At 52.0% G+C, this 21,761-nt stretch carries 9 protein-coding genes; 6 read left to right on the forward strand and 3 right to left on the reverse strand.

Annotation, left to right across the window (positions count from 1 at the left end; translation table 11 throughout):
- Positions 1-36 precede the first annotated feature (36 nt).
- Both CORAM0001_RS08025 and CORAM0001_RS08030 read right to left on the reverse strand, forming a co-directional pair.
- Positions 37-918 carry a ParA family protein gene (locus CORAM0001_RS08025; RefSeq protein WP_244262033.1) on the reverse strand — a complete coding sequence of 294 codons (882 nt, stop codon included), beginning with the start codon at positions 916-918 and terminating at the stop codon, positions 37-39.
- Between the two features lie 82 nt (positions 919-1,000).
- Positions 1,001-1,987, reverse strand: coding sequence for a restriction endonuclease (locus CORAM0001_RS08030; RefSeq protein ID WP_040361655.1), 987 nt, complete (start codon positions 1,985-1,987; stop codon positions 1,001-1,003).
- A gap of 83 nt (positions 1,988-2,070) precedes the next feature.
- On the opposite strand from CORAM0001_RS08030, the gene CORAM0001_RS08035 reads away from it, so the two are divergent.
- The 6 genes from CORAM0001_RS08035 (at position 2,071) to CORAM0001_RS11540 (ending at position 19,919) form a co-directional block, all read left to right on the forward strand.
- Positions 2,071-5,085: a DEAD/DEAH box helicase gene (locus CORAM0001_RS08035; RefSeq protein ID WP_005511295.1), complete on the forward strand. Its 3,015-nt coding sequence runs from the start codon at positions 2,071-2,073 to the stop codon at positions 5,083-5,085.
- A 9-nt stretch (positions 5,086-5,094) separates the two neighbouring features.
- Positions 5,095-9,657, forward strand: a complete 4,563-nt coding sequence (locus CORAM0001_RS08040; RefSeq protein ID WP_005511321.1) for an Eco57I restriction-modification methylase domain-containing protein — start codon at positions 5,095-5,097, stop codon at positions 9,655-9,657.
- Positions 9,658-9,663: 6 nt separating this feature from the next.
- Positions 9,664-16,017 carry a DEAD/DEAH box helicase gene (locus tag CORAM0001_RS08045; protein WP_005511234.1) on the forward strand — a complete coding sequence of 2,118 codons (6,354 nt, stop codon included), beginning with the start codon at positions 9,664-9,666 and terminating at the stop codon, positions 16,015-16,017.
- A 23-nt stretch (positions 16,018-16,040) separates the two neighbouring features.
- Positions 16,041-18,386 carry a 3'-5' exonuclease gene (locus CORAM0001_RS08050; RefSeq protein WP_005511246.1) on the forward strand — a complete coding sequence of 782 codons (2,346 nt, stop codon included), beginning with the start codon at positions 16,041-16,043 and terminating at the stop codon, positions 18,384-18,386.
- Between the two features lie 25 nt (positions 18,387-18,411).
- On the forward strand, positions 18,412-18,948 hold the full coding sequence (locus CORAM0001_RS08055) for a hypothetical protein (RefSeq protein WP_040361636.1): 537 nt from the start codon (positions 18,412-18,414) through the stop codon (positions 18,946-18,948).
- Positions 18,949-19,613: 665 nt separating this feature from the next.
- Positions 19,614-19,919 carry an IS110 family transposase gene (locus CORAM0001_RS11540; protein ID WP_050773632.1) on the forward strand — a complete coding sequence of 102 codons (306 nt, stop codon included), beginning with the start codon at positions 19,614-19,616 and terminating at the stop codon, positions 19,917-19,919.
- Positions 19,920-21,292: 1,373 nt separating this feature from the next.
- Here the strand turns inward: CORAM0001_RS11540 and CORAM0001_RS08065 are convergent.
- The gene (locus CORAM0001_RS08065) at positions 21,293-21,730 is read right to left on the reverse strand and encodes a hypothetical protein (protein ID WP_157752544.1); all 438 of its coding nucleotides are present in this window, start codon (positions 21,728-21,730) and stop codon (positions 21,293-21,295) included.
- Positions 21,731-21,761 lie beyond the last annotated feature (31 nt).

The raw sequence follows: 21,761 nt of genomic DNA on the forward strand, positions 1-21,761 counted from the left end.
CCATTCAGCTAGCTGAGCTCCGCGGTGTTGATTTTCTTAGCTCTCCAACCGCTCCAAAACCAGCGCAGCGACTTCATCAATTTTCTCTGCATAGCCAGTGCGCTGGTTCAGCTGAGTTCCCCGCACGCCATCGGTTGCTTGCAGGTCTGCAATTGGTGAATGACTGTCCTGGGCAGCCGTCGGCACGGAGTACATGTGCGGCACATGCCCAATCAGGTAATGGTCACACGAATGCCCGAGACTATCGCCGATCCGCTTTGCTTCGTCGTCAAACTTGCCGCGGAATCGTTCAAAGGCTCCGACAAGCTGTTCTTTACCGTTCGAGCGCCGCTTCACGTATTCCAGCGTTGTGTAGCCAAGGTACTGAAGCCCACGTCCGTCATGCCCGAGCAACCGAAGCTTTCGAGTTTTCTTCGAGATATCTGGCGAGTAGTTCCTCCACTGGGCAAGGTTCCCCTCAGAAATTTCGCTGTATTCAGTGACCCAGTCGTTGAACCACTTGGCGAGGTTTCCAAAGACGTGGAAGCTAAACAGGTCGGTTGACGTAGGAGTGACGAAGGCGTCGCAGACCAAAAGCACGGTGCGATTGAAAGGGCCTAACGACGGTCCCACGTCGTAGAAGATGTAGTCATATCGATCTTCGTCCTCCATAGCCACCGCCAACTGCCCGGCCCAGTGGATTCGACGAAAGTCACCGGTCTTCTTGGCTAGCGATGACTGCCATACGTCACTCATGACATCTTCAATGTTGGAAAGTGCCGGGTGTCCTGGCAGGACATCGACTCCAAACCGCTCCGAGCGCACTGGCCGGATATCGGGCTCGATATCGGTCTCGCCTTCTCGTAGCGGAATAAACAGCGAGTAGACGGTATTAGCCAACAAATCTCGCTCGGACTGTTCATCATTCGTGCTGCTCAAGTAGATCTCCTCATGCCGCTCTTCAGTCAGCATGAGCTGTGTGGCCCTCCTGCCGACAGGTCACACCCGGCTGTGAGATGCCCTACTGATCCTCTTCGAAAAAATCTTCATCCAGTTCATAAAGAGTAATCTCGTGTGCTTTTTGGACCGCGACGCCATAGTCGAGCATGAGCGCGGATAGTTTCACGCCATCAATCAGAACGATTGTTCCATGCCTATAGTTCGCTGCGGCTTCTACAGCGCCAGAAGTAAAACGAGAAGTCGTGATGAATACGCCCTTATTCGCACCTCGGGAATCTAGAGCGCCAATAAAGTTCCTAATCTCCCAATTCGCAACAGAATTCGAGTCAGCATAGCGTTTGGCCTGTACATAGACCTTCCCAAGGCCCAGGGCATCTTCACGAATTACTCCATCGACGCCGCCATCATTCGACCGTCCCAGATGCTGCTTCTGGCCGTGGACACCGCCGTATCCCATCGCCCACAGCAGTTCAATAACTGCACGTTCAAAGAACTCCGGAGTCGAGTCCTGCAGGCGCTGCCGCAAATCAGTTGAAACCTTCGCGTTCCAATCAGCTTGCGCATCTTCCACCATCTCTAATGGCGACTTTGCCGGACTACTCGAAGCCTCACCCCATGCAGCTAAAGTTCCTCCGCTACGCTCACCCGAGGATGCCGGCAAATCAGATGCTGCATGGCCAGAGCTCTTACGCTCCCGAATCTCATCCTGATATTGCCGCCACTTAGACCACTCCAGCATGTCCTTTTCGGAGTACTCCGCAAGGTTTCTTGAATCAACTTCGCGTCCATCGTCCGAAATCACGTATCGCCCGCGCTTAGGACGAAGCACCAAACCAGCCTGAGCAAATGAGGAACAAGCCCATGCAATTCGATTTCTATAGCGTGGCTGCCCGGACGGAACTGTCTCCGCTAAGACATCAGGAGAAAGCCCCATGTATCTGACTACTTCGTCGCCTAGTTCACTAATTCGACGCTCTCGCCCGTCGGCTAATACTCGTAATACTGCGGGGCGGAACTGATCGATGGTCGGAGTATTATCTGAAGTCATAAGAAAACTATAGCCACCTAGTGCCCCGCCCATACAGGTGTCCCTTTCGATTCCTAAAGCTTTGTAACGGTAGATTGGGCTCCATGGCCGCAACTTCCGAAGCCCCGTCACGCGGGAACACTCCTGATGCTTTCGATCAGCTTTCTCCTGGCGTCACCATTAAAGTTCGTGACGAGTATTGGCTAGTTACCCACGTCACCAAGTCGAGTGACGGCTTCAAAGTTAAAGCTCGTGGCATTTCAGACTATGTGCGCGATACCGCGGCAACCTTTTACACAGCCCTCGATCGCGACCTCGAAGTTTTCGATCCAGCAAAAGTCACCATCGAGCCAGATAATTCCCCGCACTTCCGTCGTTCCCGCCTCTGGCTTGAGTCCACAATCCGCCAGACACCTGTGCCGCTGTATCAGAACAATCTTGAGGTCTCCACACGAATGTTGGCCGATCCTCTTGACTATCAGCTCAACGCCGTCCGTAAAGCGCTCAGCCCTGAACACATTCGTCCGCGCATTTTGCTTGCCGACGCCGTAGGTTTGGGCAAGACTCTTGAAATCGGCATGATTGTTGCCGAGCTCATTCGCCGTGGCCGCGGTGAACGCATTCTGGTTGTTACCCCTAAGCATGTCCTTGAACAATTCCAACAGGAGATATGGACTCGTTTTGCGATTCCGCTCGTTCGCCTCGATTCCCACGGCATTCAAAAGGTTCGCCAGAAGCTACCCGCTTCCAAGAACCCTTTCTCTTACTTTCCTCGTGTCATTGTCTCTATGGACACTCTGAAGTCTGCGAAGTATAAGGCGCAGTTGGAAAAGGTGAATTGGGACATCGTCGTCATCGACGAGATTCACAATGCCACTAACTCGGGCACCCAGAACAATGACCTCGCGCGGACGCTCGCACCGCGCACCGAGGCGCTCATCCTGGCATCGGCAACTCCGCACAATGGCAATCCGGAGTCTTTCAAGGAAATCCTCAAACTGCTAGACCCACTCGCAGTACGGCCTGATGGTTCCATCGATATGGGGTTGGCGAAGAAACTCATTATCCGCCGTCACCGAAACTCGCCTGAGGTAAAGTCCGTCGTCGGTGCTAAGTGGGCTCCCCGCGAGGAGCCTCTTAACATTCCGGTCGAAGCCTCAGCTGAGGAAAACGCAGTAGCCAACGAGCTTCGGGATACATGGATCTCCGCCACTGATTCGGTTGATACTTCGCGTTCTCATCTTTTTGCATGGACTCTGGTGAAGGCATTCTTGTCGTCACCAGCTGCACTCGAAGCGTCTATTAAGAATCGTTTACGCACGATTGAAACTCAGCATGGCACGACCAACAATCAAGAGCAGCTGGCTTTACAGCGACTCCTTGAGCTCAACTACAAGGTCACCCCAGAGGCTTCGAACAAATATGCCTCCTTAGTCAATTATCTGATTGAAACGGTGGGGATCAGCAAGCGCTCCAAGAACCGGGTAGTCATCTTTTCCGAGCGCGTTTCGACGTTGGGCTGGTTGCAGGAAAACCTGATTCGGGATCTAAAGCTCTCCCCTGCCGCGGTCAAGACAATGCACGGCCAAATGTCTGACATCGAGCAGATGGAGCTTATCGACGAATTCAAACGTACGGATACGAAGCTAAGAGTCCTCATTACCGGCGATGTGGCATCTGAAGGAGTTAATTTACATGCGCAGTGCCACGATCTCGTTCATTACGATATTCCCTGGTCTCTCATCAGAATTCAGCAGCGCAATGGCCGCATTGACCGATACGGGCAGGAGAACAACCCGCGTATTGCAGCTCTACTTCTCGACCCTTCTGATGCTGACGCCGTCGGGGAAATCCACGTTCTCACTAAACTGATTGAACGCGAATATGAGGCAAACCAGTTGCTGGGTGACGCTTCTTCTTTGATGGGGCAACATTCCGCCAAACGTGAAGAAGACGAAATTCGAGATGTCCTCCGCGGCGCTCGCGACTTTGACTCCACTGTCAAAACGGCACAGCAGATACTCGGTTCCGCTGCTGCGGCCACGGCCGACAACTCTACTCCTGGTTCTGGTAAGCACGCTGCTTCAGCGCCCACCTCATCGACTGAAAAATTGGTTGACGACGAAGAGGATATTGAAGTTCTCCTAGCCAGTTTGTTGGCAAGCCCATCGGGATCCACCGCTGATACTTCTTCTGAAGCTCAACAGTCAACATCGCGACCTGGTTCGTTCAGCTTGTACCAATCGGAGAAGGATTATCTCGTCGATGCTCTCACTGAGGCCTTCAACGAAGTTCCGGAGCAACGTTCCACTGCCGGAGGCGTAGACTTAACAATTCAAGAAGGCGATATTCTCGAGCTCACACCACCAAGAGATTTACAGCGCCGTTTCGATTACCTCCCCCAAGACTACGTCTCGTATCGGAGGGTCAAGGATCGCCTCATGCTCGCTACTTCGCTGCACCGGGGTATCTCTCAGCTGCGAATGGCTCGTGAGGGGAAGTCTGAGAAGTCCTGGCCAAAAGCGCACTTCCTCAGCCCTCTGCACCCAGTAACGAATTGGGCTGTCGACCGTGCGTTGAGTTCCATGGAGCGTTCTCAAATACCCGCATTTTCTGGCTCAATCGATGAGCTGTCGATTCTTTTCATGTCGACTCTCACCAACTCACGTGGCCAAGTAATCACGCGTGCTTTCATTGTCGCGCAGCCTGGCCCATTCGGTCTGGATGCACCTGAGGGAATGCCCCGTGCTGTTTGTCGCACTATCTCGGATCCGATTGGTTGGTTGAGGTCCACGGGGCTTGCGGGTGATGCGATTTCTACCGGTACGTTGACCGTGCCTGCGGACGCTGAAGTACTGATTCGCGAAGGTCTCCGCGAAGCACGGTCTCTCACGGATATTTCAAAGCAAGCTGCGACCGAAGACGCTAATAATCGTACGAATGCTTGGTCCGAATTGGCCACCAATTGGGAAGCTGATGCTGAGGACCGTCCCGGCACTATGAGTCTTATCAGGTCTCAGCGGTTCGTTAACCAGGAGCGAGAACTACTGACCGCATCTGTTCCTGAGCGAACGCTGATTCGTCCGCTCGCCGTCATTATCCCCTCTACAGAGAAGTAGGAGCTTCCCATGGCAAGTTTTGATTCCATCATCAACGTCGACGAGTGGATTAGCGACTACTACCTCACTACTGACGACAAAAAGGGTGAGTCATTCAGTAAGCGAGCCGATGCCGCAATTAAACAGTGGAAAGCTGACGATAAGTCAAGCGGCGCCGCGGTCTCACCGTGGGGGCGAATGACCTCTAATCGCAACCAGCTGCAGACTGCGCTGTCGACCATTGATGCCGATGTGAAAATCAGTGTCATCAATGCCGTCGAACAAATTGAGAAGACGTTCGGCTATCCCCCGCCGACAGAAGTTTCCATCGACTACTCCGGGGACGCCATCAAACTGTCTGCCGCACGCGATGCAGCAGGAACGACGCTTTATTTACGTACCGATTGTCTTGCCGACGTAGAAGATCTTCCCACCACTAAACCGCTCGAGGCAGCTACTAAGAATGAAAAACCTTGGGACGTACCGGTCTCAAGAATCATCACTGAGGTATTTCTATCTGAACACCCTCCGACTTTTGTCGTTCTAATCGCAGGCAACATGGTTGTCTTAGCCGAGCGGGAATCGTGGCCTCTCGGCCGATTCCTAGCAATCGATGTGGCCCTGGCTGCAGAGCGCAATGATACGAAGGCTCGCGGCGAGTTAAGTCTGGTGGTCGCTTCCTTGGCCCGCGAACACATTGAGCGCGCTGCTGACGGAACAACATGGTGGCAGAAGACGATTGAAGAATCCCGCGAACATGCGGTGAAAGTCTCCGAAGACTTGCGCGAAGCGATTAAAGAGTCGATTGAGATTATCGGCAACGATGTCCTTGACCGTTACCGCCATCAAGGCTTCGACGTCGATGATGTCGACGGAAATGAGTTGTCCAAGCAGGCTCTACGCTACCTTTACCGCATTCTCTTTTTGCTCTTCGCCGAGGCGTCCCCTGAACTCAATATCCTGCCTACAGGTGTGCCTGACTATGACGAGGGCTATGGGCTCGCTAATCTACGAGACCAGATCTTGGTCGAGCCCCCCACCGATCGTGCGGCAAATGGCACATACCTTTATGACAGTCTGAATCTGCTGTTTAACTTGGTCAATACCGGTCACGATCCGAATGACCAAGAAAACCCATTGCATGATGCTCACGCAGAAGAAGGCCTGACCTTCCGCAATCTGTCAGCTGATTTATTTGTGCCTAGCGCTATCGCGTACATCTCTCGTTCAAAGCTGTCTAATGCTGCACTTCACCGCGTACTGCAAAACCTTCTGTTAACTCGTGAAGCCGCGGGGAAAGAACGCGGCTATGTCTCCTACGCAACCCTAGGGGTTACCCAGCTGGGGCAGGTCTACGAGGGACTAATGTCCTTTACTGGCTCAATTGCTCAAGAAGAAATGTTTGAGGTCGCCCCAAAGGGAGATTCTTCCAAAGGTACGTGGCTAGTAACACCTGAGCTCGGAGAAAACCTGCCAGCAGATTCATTCGTTCAGGAAAAGCTCGAGGATGGCACAACTCGAAACCGACGCTATGCGCCAGGCGACTTCGTTTTCCGGCAGTCATCCCGAGATCGTGAGCGCTCCGCGTCTTTCTACTCGCCACCGGTGATTACCGAATTTGTGGTTGGCCAAGCTATCGAGGAACTCAAAGCTGCCCATCGCATCGATACCGCTGACGATATCCTCACGCTCAGTATTTGTGAGCCGGCGATGGGCTCCGGCGCCTTCGCCGTGGAAGCAGTGAATCAGTTAGCGGAGCTCTACCTGAACAAAAAGCAAGAAGAGCTCGGTCAAAAGATTGAACCTGAGCGTCTTACAGAAGAATTGCAGAAAGTTAAGGCCTCTATCGCACTCCACCAGGTTTACGGAGTGGACCTGAATAAAACTGCTGTCGAGCTCGCTGAAATATCGTTGTGGCTCGACACAATGTCTGCCGAGCTAAAGGCACCATGGTTCGGACTTCACCTGCGTCACGGTAACTCCCTGATTGGAGCCCAGCGTTCGACTTTTCCTTCAGCATCACTGAAAAAACGGGATTACTTAAAACAAACTCCAAGACACCATTCAGTGGAATCTATTTCTTGCGCAATTGAAAGTGGCCAGCCAGATCCGTCTGTCGCTGGTCGGGTGCACCACTTCCTTGTGCCATCAACTGGTTGGGGTGCAGCGGCAGATTCGAAGGATCTCAAAGAGGTCGCACCCGAAGAAGTTGCTTCCATGAAGAATTGGCGCAAGTCCATTCAAAGAGCCTTCGCAGCACCTGAGATCAAGCAGTTGAAGAAACTAAGTGAACGGGTGGAAAGACTGTGGCAACTGGCACTAGTACGCCTGCGTATCGCAGAATCCCAGGTAAGCCGAACCGTTTCGGTGTGGGGACAAGAAGTTGCTGAATCCGGTCAATCCGTCACTCGAGAGCAGATAGAACACGAGCTCTTCGGCAACATGGACGGTGCCTATCAGCGTCTGCGCTTAGTGATGGATGCGTGGAATGCACTGTGGTTCTGGCCACTGACTGAGGTCAGTCTTCTTCCATCGAAGGACGAATGGCTGTCAACACTCGTCGATGCTCTTGGTATTTCTACGGAATCGACGGCCAAAACGGGCCAGTACTCAATCGGTTATGACCTGAAGTGGGATGAGCTCAATTCTGTGGAGCAGCTGGAGTTCAGTGCACTCCCCTATTCCAAGTTGATTGAGGCGCATCCTTGGCTGAAAACCGCTCGACAAGTGTCAGCTGATCAGGCGTTTTTCCATTGGGATCTTGATTTCGCTGCGGTGATGGCTGAGGGAGGCTTCGGTTTCCAGGTCGGTAACCCGCCTTGGGTTCGTCCGCGCACCGATGTCGATGCTCTATATTCTGAACACGACCCATGGTTTAGCCTTGCTCATAAGCCAACGCAGACGGATAAAAAGGCTCGCCGAAAGCAGCTAGCAAACGATGAACGCGTTCTGGCGACCCTTGCACGAGGATTGTCGGACTCTGTCGTGACCTCTGCTGTGCTTGGCGACGCTACTCGCTTTCCGCATTTAGTTGGTCAGCAGCCAGATCTCTACCGAGGATTCATGGAACGAACCTGGGCTAACGCAGCTCATGGCGGTATTGTTTCGCTGATTCACCCGGAGTCGCATTTCACCGAGAAGAAAGCTGCACCGCTGCGTGCAGGTGCTTATCGACGTCTCCGGAGGCATTGGCAATTTATCAATGAACTCGTCCTTTTTGACGTCCATGATCTAGTTAAGTACGGGATTCATATCTATGGCACTAAAGCGGAAGAACCATGTTTTATTAGTGCTGCTTCGCTATATCATCCAAAGACAGTTCTCGATTCCCTTCGCCACGATGGCACCGGTCCGCTACCTGGTCTAAAGGATGACAACGGCAACTGGGACCTTCGCCCACACCGCGATCGCATCATTACGGTAGACATGGACACTCTGAAGCTTTGGCACTCTATTCTCGAAGAACCTGAGTCGCCAATTATCAATTCGAGAACTGTCTACACAGTCAACACTGATGCAGCTGCCGTGTTGAAAAAACTCTCTGCTGCACCACGAGTGAAAAAACTTGGACTGCAATTCTCTCGAGGATGGGATGAATCGATTGACAAGAAGAAGGGATATTTTGATTCTTCTTGGCAGATCCCAGAGTCATGGAACGATGTCATCCTTCAAGGTCCTCACCTCGGCGTATCGACTCCGATGATTAAGCAACCCAATCCGACAATGAAGCATAACCAGGACTGGTCGGAAATCGATCTCGAGGCTATTCCAGAGGACTTCATTCCGGCAACGGCCTATGCTCCGAACCGCGACGAAAAACCGACCTACGATGCCGACTATGGCTCTTGGAAATCAGAAAATCGACCGGTGCTGGTTTCCAAGCAGTTCCGAGTTGCCTGGCGTCAGATGGCTGCACTTACAGGGTTCCGAACGATGTACCCATCCCTTATTCCTCCCGGCACGCAACATGTTAATGGAGTCATCTCTACGGGTTTGCTCGACGCGAATGTGCCTTGGAACAATCTCGCAACGGTCGGAGCGTTCCTCTCATCTTTCCTATCCGATTTCGAACTTCGCGCAATTGGCTCACACTTATGGCCGGCAATCATCGAACTCACACCACTTAGGACAGATTTCCTCCAGGGGAAGCTAAATCAGCGGTATCTACGCCTTAACTGTCTGACGTCTGCATATGCCCCACTGTGGGAAGAAATCACTGGTGAGCAGTGGACCACGGATACTCCGCTGCGGAATGCCAAAGAACGATGGCATGCGCAAAATGAAATTGATGCAATTGTCGCGCTTTCCCTTGGCGTAACGGCTGATGAACTATGCATGATTTACCGCACTCAGTTCCCTGTGATGCGGCGGTATGACCAGGAAGACCTGTATGACGCGAATGGGCGAAAGGTTCCGAAGGACATCGCAAAACTCGAAGGAAAACTGAAGCCCGGAGAGGAATTAAGCGAAGAACAGCGGAAATGGACACATCCTCAGTCAGGCGTGACATACACTTTTGAGTATCCATTCGCGCCACTAGACCGCGAAGCAGATCTTCGCGCAGCCTACGCACGATTTGAGAAGGAGCTATAGAAAGCCGTGTCCAGCCTTCTGCCTGCCTACGCTGCCGAGCATGTACTCGATGGGTTGAGCGAATATTTGACCACGAGTTTTTCGCTCGCCGAACGAAACACTGCTGAAAATCTAGAGCGCTTCCTCAAAGACCCAGTCAATGGAATGTTCCACGGGCCCTACATCCGCACGCGTCTACCCTATGCACCGGCAACGCGATGGGAAGGCCTGCTGGAGTGGCTACCGGAGTGGTTTGTTCCGTACCGCCACCAAGCTGAAGCATTTAGAAGGTTGTCGTCGTTAAGCGATGGCAAAGAGCGTCGCCCCGAACCAACTCTGGTGGTCACAGGTACTGGCTCAGGTAAGACCGAGTCATTCCTGTACCCGATTCTGGATCATTGCCGACGGGAACGACTACGCGGTCGTTCAGGCGGTGTAAAGGCGCTCATCCTCTACCCTATGAACGCGCTGGCTAATGACCAGGCGGCACGACTGGCCTCGCTGATTTCTACAGAGCCTGAGTTAGCTGGGATTCGAGCAGGTATTTACACCGGTGAGAATCAGGGCGACCAGATGTCGGCCAGCGAAACTGGGCTAATTACTGACCGCGAGACAATGCGGCAATCGCCACCAGATATCCTGCTGACCAACTATAAAATGCTGGATCAGCTATTGCTTCGTGATGCAGATGCCGAAATCTGGCAGAGGTCTGCCACCACACTTCAGTACGTGGCGCTCGATGAGTTCCACACCTATGACGGCGCTCAGGGTACAGACGTTGCACTCTTGCTGCGCCGGATGGGATTGCGTCTAAAGAAACATCAGCCCGAAGGTTTTCTCAATGAGGCTGAATCGGCACGACCGCTAGGCAAGATTACGCCCGTGGCAACCTCTGCCACGCTGGGTAGTGGAGAGAAAGCCACCGAGGAAATCCTCCATTTTGCCCACACCATTTTTGGTGAAAAGCTTTCTCCGGATGCCATTGTTCGTGAAACCACACTGGATATTCCAAGCTGGCAAAATACAATCGCAGACTTTACTGGTGTGGCCTCCACATCTACATCGATGCCTTCTCGCGATGTTGTGGTGGCCATCAATGATGAAATTGCTCATCAATCCGCCGAAGGCACCGCTGAGCATGATGCGATTGTGCATCGCGTGTTCTGCGAGCGGGTATTTGGATGCAATGAAGATGTCGATGTGGCGGTCGCGGCAGCGTCGACAAGCGAGCTCGTAGTCAAAATTCTGGAAAACACCTCCACTCCAATTCAGCTAGGAAGCGCTGATTCTTCCGATGGAACTTTGGTCGAAGCTGTTTTCGATGCCGAAGTGCAGCGTCTACCCGACAATGGTGCTGCCGAGTTTCTTTCCCATGCTTTAACTGAGATTGCGTACTTGCGTGCGAAGTTTGGTGGGCTTCACGGATGGAACGGTAAGAAATTTCCTGGTGTAGAAACACATCTCTGGGTAAGAGAAGTCTCCCGCGTGGATCGGCGTGTGGGCCTGGGAGCAACCGACAGTCTGAACGATGATGACGCGATGTTCCGCTGGTCGGATAACGGCACCGAAAATTCCTACAACGAGAGCTACTGGCTCCCCGCATGCTACTGCCGCAACTGCGGTCGCTCGGGCTGGATGACTGCCCTGGCCGCTGGCGAAGAATCAATTGAAACCAGCGGCAAAAAAATTCGTCAACAGTCGATTTACAATGGTTTCCTCATGCGTCCCCTGCTAGATGCCACGAGCGAAATTACGTCCGGGCACTACAGGACAGAAGATGAATCGGCGGGAATTTTTTGGCTCAATGTCCGCGAAGAGCAACTCTCAACTTCGGAACCAAGTGAAGAGGAAAAAGAACAGGGCGGTATCGTTCCTGTACTCACTTATTCAGGCGAGAATACAGAGGATTTAGCCAAGAAACAGTCATGCCCGTCCTGCGGAGAAACCAATTCCATTCGCTACCTCGGCTCATCAGTCGCAACCTTACTTTCGGTAGCAATTTCGAACCTGTTCGGCATGGGCGACCTGGATGATAGTGAGAAGAAATCTCTTGTCTTTGTCGACTCTGTCCAGGATGCCGCACACCGAGCTGGTTTTGTGCAATCCCGAGCTCGCACCTTTGCAATTCGAACCCGCACGCGACAAATGGTTGGCGATACCCCAATTCGGCTCAGCGAACTGCCGAGTAAGTTGATTGACTCGACGGATCAGGATTCCTCCCCGAGCCGCGCCAAATTTGAGCTGTTGCCACCTTGGGTCGCCGAGAATCAACGCTTCCGCGGATTCTGGGACCCCCTTGCCGGTAAAAAGGATCGAGAGCGCGCTACCGAGCTATTGCGCGATGTTCTCGAACTCGACTTGGCATTGGAATTTGGTGATCGCTCTGATCTGTCTCGATCTCTTGTATCAACCGGCGCTCTGAGTGTCGGCGTCGACGTATCGGATGCAGAGCTCGATGAGGTCATCGGCGAACTGGGAATGCTCCGCGAAGATAGTCCTGCATCGCAAGCGGAATCTCTCGGAGCACGGGACGTTGCTTGGGCTCGAGGCATATTGGAATACATGCGTCAAGCAGGTGGCATCGAGACTAACCTGCTTCGGAGTTACTTGAAGCATGACGGCAATGCATATCTTCTGAACCGTCGTGAAGCATCGGCTCGAGGAATCCCTAAGTTCCCCCGTGGTGGCGCTCCTTCTTTCCCGCGCGTCGGTAAACCCCTTCCAACTGAGAAAACAGACTATTCGTTCAACCCACTTTCCAGTGCACGCGGCGCGTATGCGCGGTGGACCGCTTCAATGCTGAAGATTTCAACCAGCGATGCAGCACACCTAGTAACTTCGCTGTTCAAGACTTTGGCTGACCGGGCAATTGTCAATGCTGTGACCACCGATAGCGGTGGAACAATTTATACGCTATCGCCATCCCGTATCGTGATCTGCCCCGAAGAAAGGAGCGAGATTCTCGAGTGCTCAGTGTGCCAGCGTCGTCTTGCGGTCGATTCCCACGGACGTGAACTGCTCGATGGCTCACCGTGTATTTCCCTGGGATGTGAAGGGACTTTCGGTATCACCGAAAATCACGATAATTACTACCGTCGGCTCTACCACTCCCGAAACTCACGAACCGTGGTGGCCAAGGAACACACTGGTCTTCTCGACTCTGATGAACGAGTCGAGCTGGAAAAAGAATTCAAAAAACCGGTCGATAAGCAAAACGCAGATGCACCGAATATCCTCGTCGCTACCCCAACGCTAGAAATGGGTATCGACATCGGTGACCTATCTACGGTGATGCTGGCCTCTTTGCCAGACACGGTCGCGTCGTACGTACAGCGAGTTGGCCGCGCCGGGCGTCTCACCGGTAATTCCCTGGTGTTGGCCATGGTAGTCGGCCGCCAGAAAGCACTTGCTCGGCTGACGAACCCGACCGAAACTATCGGCGGCGAAGTCCAACCGCCGGCAGCGTTTCTTTCCGCACGCGAAATTCTTCATCGCCAATTTGCAGGCTATTTGATTGATTCGATTGACTTCACTCAAACCGAAGTGAAACCTCGCTATGCGAATTCAGTATTCGGTATCGGCGGCAAGAACCTGGTTTCTGAGCTGGTCCAGCGGCTCGAGGCAGGAGTTGAGAGCCTAGTTGACGAATTTGCGTCCACGATTGAGGGACTAACCCGCCCGAGCGTTCTCGATGAACTTCGCGAATGGGTACGGGAAGGCTTCGCCGAGCAGCTGCGCAGGGCTGAAAAGGACTGGCGCGCGGCACGTCAGGTACTTATCGGCCGCCGTAAAGTCCTCGAAGAGTTGCTTGACCAGCTTGAGAGAGAAGCTGAAACAGCTATTGCTGATGATGAAATCAGGTTGAAGCTGCGAAAAACACGCGCCGCTTACAGGTTCACTCGCGCTCAACTGCAGGACTCTTTTGACTCCGAGCATTGGGTCTCCGCGCTAGAGCGATTTGGTATCTTGCCAAACTTCACCTTGCTTGATGACTCTGTGGAATTCTCAGTCTCAATTTCTAGGACGGACGCAACGACGGGTGAATTTCAAACAGAGGCACGCGAATACTCGCGTGGTATTTCCTCTGCCCTGTTCGAGCTTGCGCCCGGCGCGACGTTCTATGCCCAAGGCATTGCAGCCACTGTGGATTCAGTAGATCTTGGGCCACAGAATTCAGCCTTAGAAAAGTGGCGAATCTGCCCGTCTTGCTCCTATTCAGCGATTTATCCAGGTGCAGGAGAGGTACCGAATAAGGGGCCATGCCCACAGTGCGGTGAAGCTAAATTCGGCGATATTTCGCAAGTTAAGAGTGTCGTCGAGATGCGGAAAGTTTCCGCATCAGTGGACTACTCGCGTTCGGCTATTACGGACCGTTTCGATGATCGCCGCCCAACACGATTTGAGCGAGCCCTATCGATGGTGATTCCAGATGGAGGGTTGGGCGAAAGCTGGTACCTGGCTGACACGGGCTTCGGTATTCAGTATCTCCCCACAGTGGAATTGCGCTGGCTGAATCTAGGTAAACCTGCTGGCGGCGCCCGTCAATACCTTGCCGGCACTGAAGTTGAAGCACCAATGTTCCGAGTATGTCGCGAGTGCGGACACGTCGATTCTGAAGCAGGCGCTAACCGCTGGCAGGATCACAAACCCTGGTGTTCTCTGCGACACGCTCGTGACGAAGACACTATCGAGTTCGCTCTAGGCCGTCGTTTACAAACACAGGGTGTTCTCATGCACCTTCCCACCTCTGTATCGACGACAGACACTAGCGCTATCCCGTCGCTAATTGCCGCGCTGAAGATGGGGTTCAAGGAATATCTGGGTGGCAATCCCAATCATCTCGATGTCACTTCAGTATTCACTGCATCAAACGGCAGCGTCCACCAGATGCTGCTGCTCCACGACTCTATTCCTGGCGGAACAGGTTATCTTTCGCAATTCACCGATTCCGCTGATATTCATCGCCTACTGATTAAGGCTTATAACAAACTCCGCAACTGTGAGTGCGGCAAGACCTCGCTAAAGGCCTGCCCTCATTACTTGTTACCTTTCACACCAGCTCGTGATGTGGATGTCGTCTCACGGGAATCTGCCCTGGCGACCCTGATCAAAATTCTTCTCGACGACGCGCACCCAGAAGATTCTGATGCACACATTCCAGAGGACTCCTGGCACGGCCGTATCACCAATGAGAAGCCAGCTCAGTCTGAAAGGTCTGAGCTGGAAGCGATGTTCCTCGAGCAACTGCGTGCCGACTTGAAATCTGCAGGTGCAGTGGTCAACGAGTCGACTCGCGGACTTAATGCTCTATGGACCATTAAGTTCCCCAACTCCAAGATGACATGGAAGATGGAAGAGCAGAAGAAGCTCCCCGGTAACTTGGGTTCCATCACAATACCGGATTTTTACTTTGATGTAGATGGTGCAGATCTCGACCGGATTGCTGTTTACGTCGACGGTGTGCAATTCCATGCGAGTACCACTCACAATCGTGTGGCAGACGATATTGCTCGTCGTAACGCGCTCTACGCTGACGGTATCGTGCCGTGGTCTTTGACCATGAAGGACCTGGAAGCTCGCCAAAACACAGTGAAAGGGAATATCCCTAACGCCCCTTCATGGTTCGTTAATAGTTTCCGTCAACCGCTCAACGGGAAGCTAAACCTCGAAGACAGCTTGCACGCCTTACTACTGGCAGACCCAATGACGCAGCTTTTGGCCATACTCGAGAACCCGAGAAAGCCCTGGGACATCCTTTCTAAAGCTGCTGGTTTGCACACGTTGGCGAAGGCATCGACGGCCCCAGGCGCATTTGGGCCACTGATTGAGTGCGGCGTTAAGGGGTCACAGTTCTTCCTCGATTTCCGTGTTGAGGATGGCACTCCAAATACAGAAATCTGGAATTGGTTCCTGAACTTGGCTAATTTGCTCTACCTCAATGCTTATGCGGCTGGCCGCAATGTCATTAGCGTGGAAAATGTCTCTCCAAGTGCCACGCCCGCAACACCGACTGCGCCTGGCATGACTGACACATTGTCCGAGACTTTCGGGGCTGCCGAAGTGACAGACCATGACGAATCTGTGGTGGAAACATTAACAGCGACCGGCATGTGGGCAGAGGCTATCGATGAGTATCGAGGCGATGAGTCCGAGGTCGTCGCAGCACTGCAACTTATGGTGGCCTCACATGTCATCGAGCCTTCAGACATCGGTGGAGAGATTAACGGCATTCCCACTGCGGTAAGTTGGCCAGATAAGCATGTAGCCCTGGTTTTCCCTGGCGATGCAAAGTCCTTTGCCGCTGCTGTGGCGGATGGTTGGACAATCATCGACTCCGATGGATTCACAACATCTGCTATTCCTGATTCTCTTCTCTCGTAGCTAGTACAGAAAGGTCTAAATAAATGTCCGCCAACGTTTTCTTTGCAAGCGATTTCAAGTCCATTAAGGGCTTCGAAAAGCAAACGATGCAGTTCATTGAGAAGCTGCGGGAGAATCCGTCAAACCCTTCTCTAAAAGTGAAGCCACTGAAGAATGCCGTAGATCCTCGTGTGCGGACGGCGAGAGTCACAGACCAGTACAGAGCTGTGCTGATTGAGCTCGAAGGATCCAAACAGCGTCATTTTCTTCTGATGAAGATTGACAACCACGATGAGGCCAACGCTTATGCGGCCAGACTTCGTATTCGCAGTAATCCTGTCAATGGTGTTCTTGATTTTGTCGTCGAAGAAACCGAAGACAATGAAGCCGATGTCGCGGCCGAAATCGAATCACGTGCTCAGCAGCTAGCAGCAGAAAAGCTGGCGAAACTCCAGGCAGAACAGGAGGCTGCAGCCGCCCACGATGAATCTGAAAGCACGGAGGACAGTGAGGCGGAGGCACCTGCGTCGCGAACGGAGACGCAACAGGGTGAGACAACGACCGTCGTTATGCCAGCCGTTCCCCCACGTAAGACACTGATGGACGCGGGGATTGACCAAGAAGCGTTGGAAACTCAGCTTGGAATCTCCAAGGTTTCCATCGGTGCGACGTGGCGGGCCGAATCTGAGGATGACCTCGAATCTCTGCTGGCTAAGAGCCCAGATTGGGAGAAGGATGCCATCGTCGGCCTGATTGCGGGACTGACCATTGATGAGGTCAAGGAAGACCTCGGTCTGGCCCCCGCTTCTCCCACCGACGAAGCCGAGCTTGGCGGTGACGAGATTGTCACTCAGCTCAAGGAAAAGGGACTTGTGTTTGAAGCTTCCGAAGAGGAGCTTCAGGAGATTTGGGAGAAGGGCTCCTTCCAAGAGTGGCGAGTATTCCTGCACCACTCCCAGCGCAAGGCCGCCTTTGGCGATCACAAGGGTTCCGCTCGCGTCGTAGGTGGCGCGGGTACTGGCAAGACGGTTGTGCTTGTTCACCGCGCGAAGTACCTGGCGGAGAAGTACCCCGGTTCTAGCATTCTGCTGACTACCTTTACGCGAGGTCTCGCAAACCAGTTGAAGACCCTGATGAGCACACTCGATCCGTCCTTCCCGGAAGCTTCCTCCCACGGCGCTCCGGGTCTGTGGATCTCTGGCATCGATGCACTTGTCCGCCGGGTATTGGACAACGCCCAGACCTCAGAACTTGAAGCAGCTATGGAATCCGCTTTGGGAATCCACGGTTCTTTCGTCCCCCGGCCCTTGGGCGATTATCAAGAGGATCAGATGTGGCAGGAAGCCGCTGAGCTCCACGGCGAAGGCATGCATCCCTCTAAGCTCCAGCCGGAATTCCTCCGCGGCGAGCTCGTCGATGTCATCCTCACCTCATCCATCAGCACCGAAAAGGAGTACCTGCGCGTTTCCCGTCAGGGGCGCGGTACCTCGCTCAACCGCGCCGAACGCAAGAAGGTGTGGGCTATCTGCCGCTCATTCCTGCGTTCCTGCGAGCTTGAAGAGCAGCTCCCTTTCCCCGCCCTCGCCGTCGTCGGTGCCGAAGTGCTCGAGCACCGCGGCGTCCCAATGTTCGAGCATGCGCTTATCGACGAAGCCCAGGACTTCCATGCAGGTCATTGGCGTTTCCTTCGGGCAGCGGTAGCCAAGGGGGCAGATGACATCTTCATCGCAGAGGACTCTCACCAGCGAATCTATGGACGCCGCATTATATTGCGAAACTACGGTATTGAAACCCGAGGTGGTGCAACCAAACGACTCCGCGTCAACTACCGAACCACCGCGCAAAATCTCTCCTACGCAACCTCGATTCTGGAGGGTGCAGAGTGGATTGACTCGGAAGCTGAAAACGATACTCTCGTTGGCTACCGTTCGCTTGCCAATGGCCCGGCGCCAATCATCGCGCACGCAGCTGACAAGCAGGAAGAGTTCGACATCATCGCAACCACGGTCAAACAGTGGCTCGACTCTGATTCCCCATCGATGCATGTCGGTATTCTTACCCGAACCAACCGACAGTCTGATGAGCTAAAGACATTCCTCGGTGAGAGGGGTATCTCGGTCTCCGGAGATCGCTCCGGAGCTGTCACATTGAAGAACGAGGTGTCGGTGATGACCATGCACAATGCGAAGGGGATGGAATTTACCAATGTCATTCTCGCGGATGTTTCCTTGGACAATATGCCGAAGATCTTCGGATTCAATGCCCTCGCCGAGTCCGAGCAAAACGATGCACTGCAGCGTGAGCGGGCACTACTCTACGTAGCGGCCTCGCGTGCTCGTGACCAGCTGGTCATAACGATGGTTGGTGCGCCTTCGGAGCTGTTGCCTTAAGGCGCCTTGCAAAGCCGGGAGAGAAATGGAAATAGAAATCTGGCACACCCTGATTCCTACAATTACCGCTTTTATTGGATCAGTGATGACATTCGGAATGAACTATTTGAAGATCCTTCACGACGACAAACAACGAAACGACGACGAAGTGAAGGCACACCAAAGAAAACTATCACAAAATCAAAAGGATGCAGTTAAGACCTTCTTTCAATCCTTGAGAAACCTACAGTCAGAAATGACGAGCCCCGAACTTAATCAAACGGTGGAAGTATCTCCTAACCACAAAACCCTATGTGAAGAAGGAATACGAGCACGAAACGAATTCCAGCGAAGACTTTTTGGAATTTGGGAAATAATGGATCTTGATCTTGTCGACCACGACGTACGCAAAGCCAGTTACGAGCTTGGAGAATTCCTCTCTCAACAGTTTCCAGTAACTAACTTCATGTACGACCCAATACTTGGAAGACAATCAAATGAGAAGGTTAAGTTTGATCAGCTTCTCGAAAACCTTCGTGCAACCGTTGCTACTACACAGCCTAACAAAGGATCCAGGATTTGAATTTGATCAAAGATTTACAAACCACTTATTATCTTTGACCTTTTTCAGGTATTCAAGAGACCATAAAACCACGATTCATTAATTGGTAAAGCTATTTTCTTTCAGATAAAATTATATCGAAACTTAATCACACATACTAAAAGCAAATATAATTTGAAGTTTAACCAAATACTCATTGCTCGCAGGAATAATTAAAACGAGTTAAGTAGTCATTTTACAAAATGATTGCGGTATCGGTCCACAACGGTTCGCCTAAACAGCGGTTAAGCTCTTTGCGATACATACCGTCCTACCTCCATTAGAATCAACATCTTCAACCAACGGGATTTGCGTTTTCTGACCAAATCGCATACCCCCACTCGAATTCAAACACGGAGCAACGCGAGACAATCTGCAATGCCAAAGCACAGTTTTCGCTGCTCCGTTACTTTGAGAACATCCCCGATAATGGGGATAGCCGCTGGTCCCGGTATGGCTCAATCGTCACGTAGTTTCAATAATCCGAGGTGGTACCGCCCGACACCAAGAAATTCGATGACAGCTAATAGGAACACGACCGGAACCTATATCCAGGCCTCAGTGTAGACGTGGGTGTGCTTCCCGAATGTCATGACGCCAGCAACTCGAACAACGACATACCCAACTCCTTTTTCTAGAAGCTCAACATGTCACCGAAGCATTCCATTGACATATTCCTCGGCCTAGACATCAGAAAATCTAATTATCAGACCTGTACCTTCGACCGTGAAGGCAACAAGGTTTTCGACAAACCGCTACCACAACTCAAATCCGAACTAGCAGCACTGTTCAATGACTTTCAGGATCGAGGCGCAGCCTTAACTACCGCCCACCAACCCAAAACTATTAATGCGCTTCCCATCGCTGTAGCTCGTGACTGTAACTGCGAAGTCGCATACCTACTCGGCCTGGCGTTGCGCAAAGCTGCCGACCTCCACCCGGGGTGTGCGTAAACAGACAAACGCGAGGCACCTCGCTCATCGCCGATACCACCCGCACAATGCCCCATACGCCACGTGCGGTAAGTCTCAACGATGAAGTACTTTCCGAGCTGAATATATTGTCCGTCTTCGATGACGACATTGCCCGCGACTGCACCTAAATCGTTTACCGGTTGCACAGTATCCTTACCCAAATCTACCTAGGCCTGGAGCATGCTTTCGCTGGCAACACACTTACCCGAACCCCAGTACTGGACTTACTAATCCACTACAAGGGTCCAACAGGGCTAAAAAGAGGGGGCGGGCAAGGGGGCTCAACTGGATGTCGCCCCCACCAAAACCACAGCAACACTGGTCGATAACATCTTCGCGGCGTTAGCAGCGCAAACCGTTACTGTTCCAGGCGCTGAGGCCACCGAGTTTGCCCCCCCAGAAAAAATTGGCAGCCAATATTAAAACACTGAGAGCCCAACGAGATACTATTGCCAACCAAGTCGAGAACAGAATCGTGGATTGCCCTCTTTCCCAGGTCCTGAATCAAGCAGCCCAGGAATCTGGATCAAGACCGCAGCACAGATCCGGTTTTCTATCGGTGTCGAATCCGACTTTTCCTCATTCGGTCCATTTGGCCTCCTACATAAGAATTGCCCCTGTGACACGACGATTAGGTTCATCAATTCGCGGAGAGGATTCAGCTAGGGCAGGGAATAAATGACTGAACAATCCACTGTTCTACTGAAGCTTTTCTTGCCGTCCGAAGTAATGTAACATCCCGAACTTATTACGTGCGCAAACGAGCAGAAGGCGAGCGCCATAATGCACCCCGCTCATGCGATTAACTAGACGCCGGTACAACGTCATCTACGCGCTGCTCAAGAACAAGGAGTACTACAGAGAGAAACCGACTGGTCGACCAGTCGCAACCTAACCCCCGCGAAAACCAGGCCCATCAACAGTTGTTAATGGGCCATATCACCGTACTTGGAATCTATCCCCGAGAATTTCACTCAGAAATCACGACAACGGATTGCCAAAAACATAGGGATAGACCCAAAAGAGAGAAGGGGAATCAATACAGATTTCACAATAGCAGCATTCACACATCCTGCAATAACATCTCTCGAATTGTATTCTTTATATTTCACGTCTTCAACACACTGGATGCTACACGCGCAATAGAATCAAGACCGGATACCACCAAGTATTCGGAGCTTCAACAATCTCCACTAGAGTCTGCGACTATAGCAGAAATAAGAATTATATCCCTAAAAGCATCCAAACACATTCTTGAACATCAAAGTTAATAGGATGCAAGAACTACAAGAGGCAAGTATAGTTCACGTCGACCTACTCTATTAAAAGTACAACCACACACATCAAGTACGCTATTCACCATTCAACCGCTGCTCTTTTCTTTGATTCGCTAGTAATATTTCAATATAAAAATCTTCTTTAATTTCAATCATATGAACGACTTCTGCATTAACGAAATCCTCTTGCATTCTCATCGCGACGAATTCTGTTATCAACCAGATTGCCGCCACTCCAGCCAGCAAATATCCGACTAAAAAGCCATCTTCCACAACCGCCGAGATAACAATGTTATTTACAACAGCAAGAGTAAATGCCATAAAAATAAAACTGATAAAATAAAATATCCTCTTTGCTCCTATATCGACTGTTCCATATCCAATGAAAACTACAATCAAACCAACCGTAAAAATAAGATAAAATAAAGCCATGCTGAAACAGTACCCATTTTCAAATTCTGCAAGGTTATCGTTATTACTTATTAGCTCTTGCACACTAAAGCGAATGCTCAAAAGCACTGTAATTAGAAATACCGATAACCTA

The organism is Corynebacterium amycolatum SK46 (assembly GCF_000173655.1).
Lineage (GTDB): Bacteria > Actinomycetota > Actinomycetes > Mycobacteriales > Mycobacteriaceae > Corynebacterium > Corynebacterium amycolatum_A.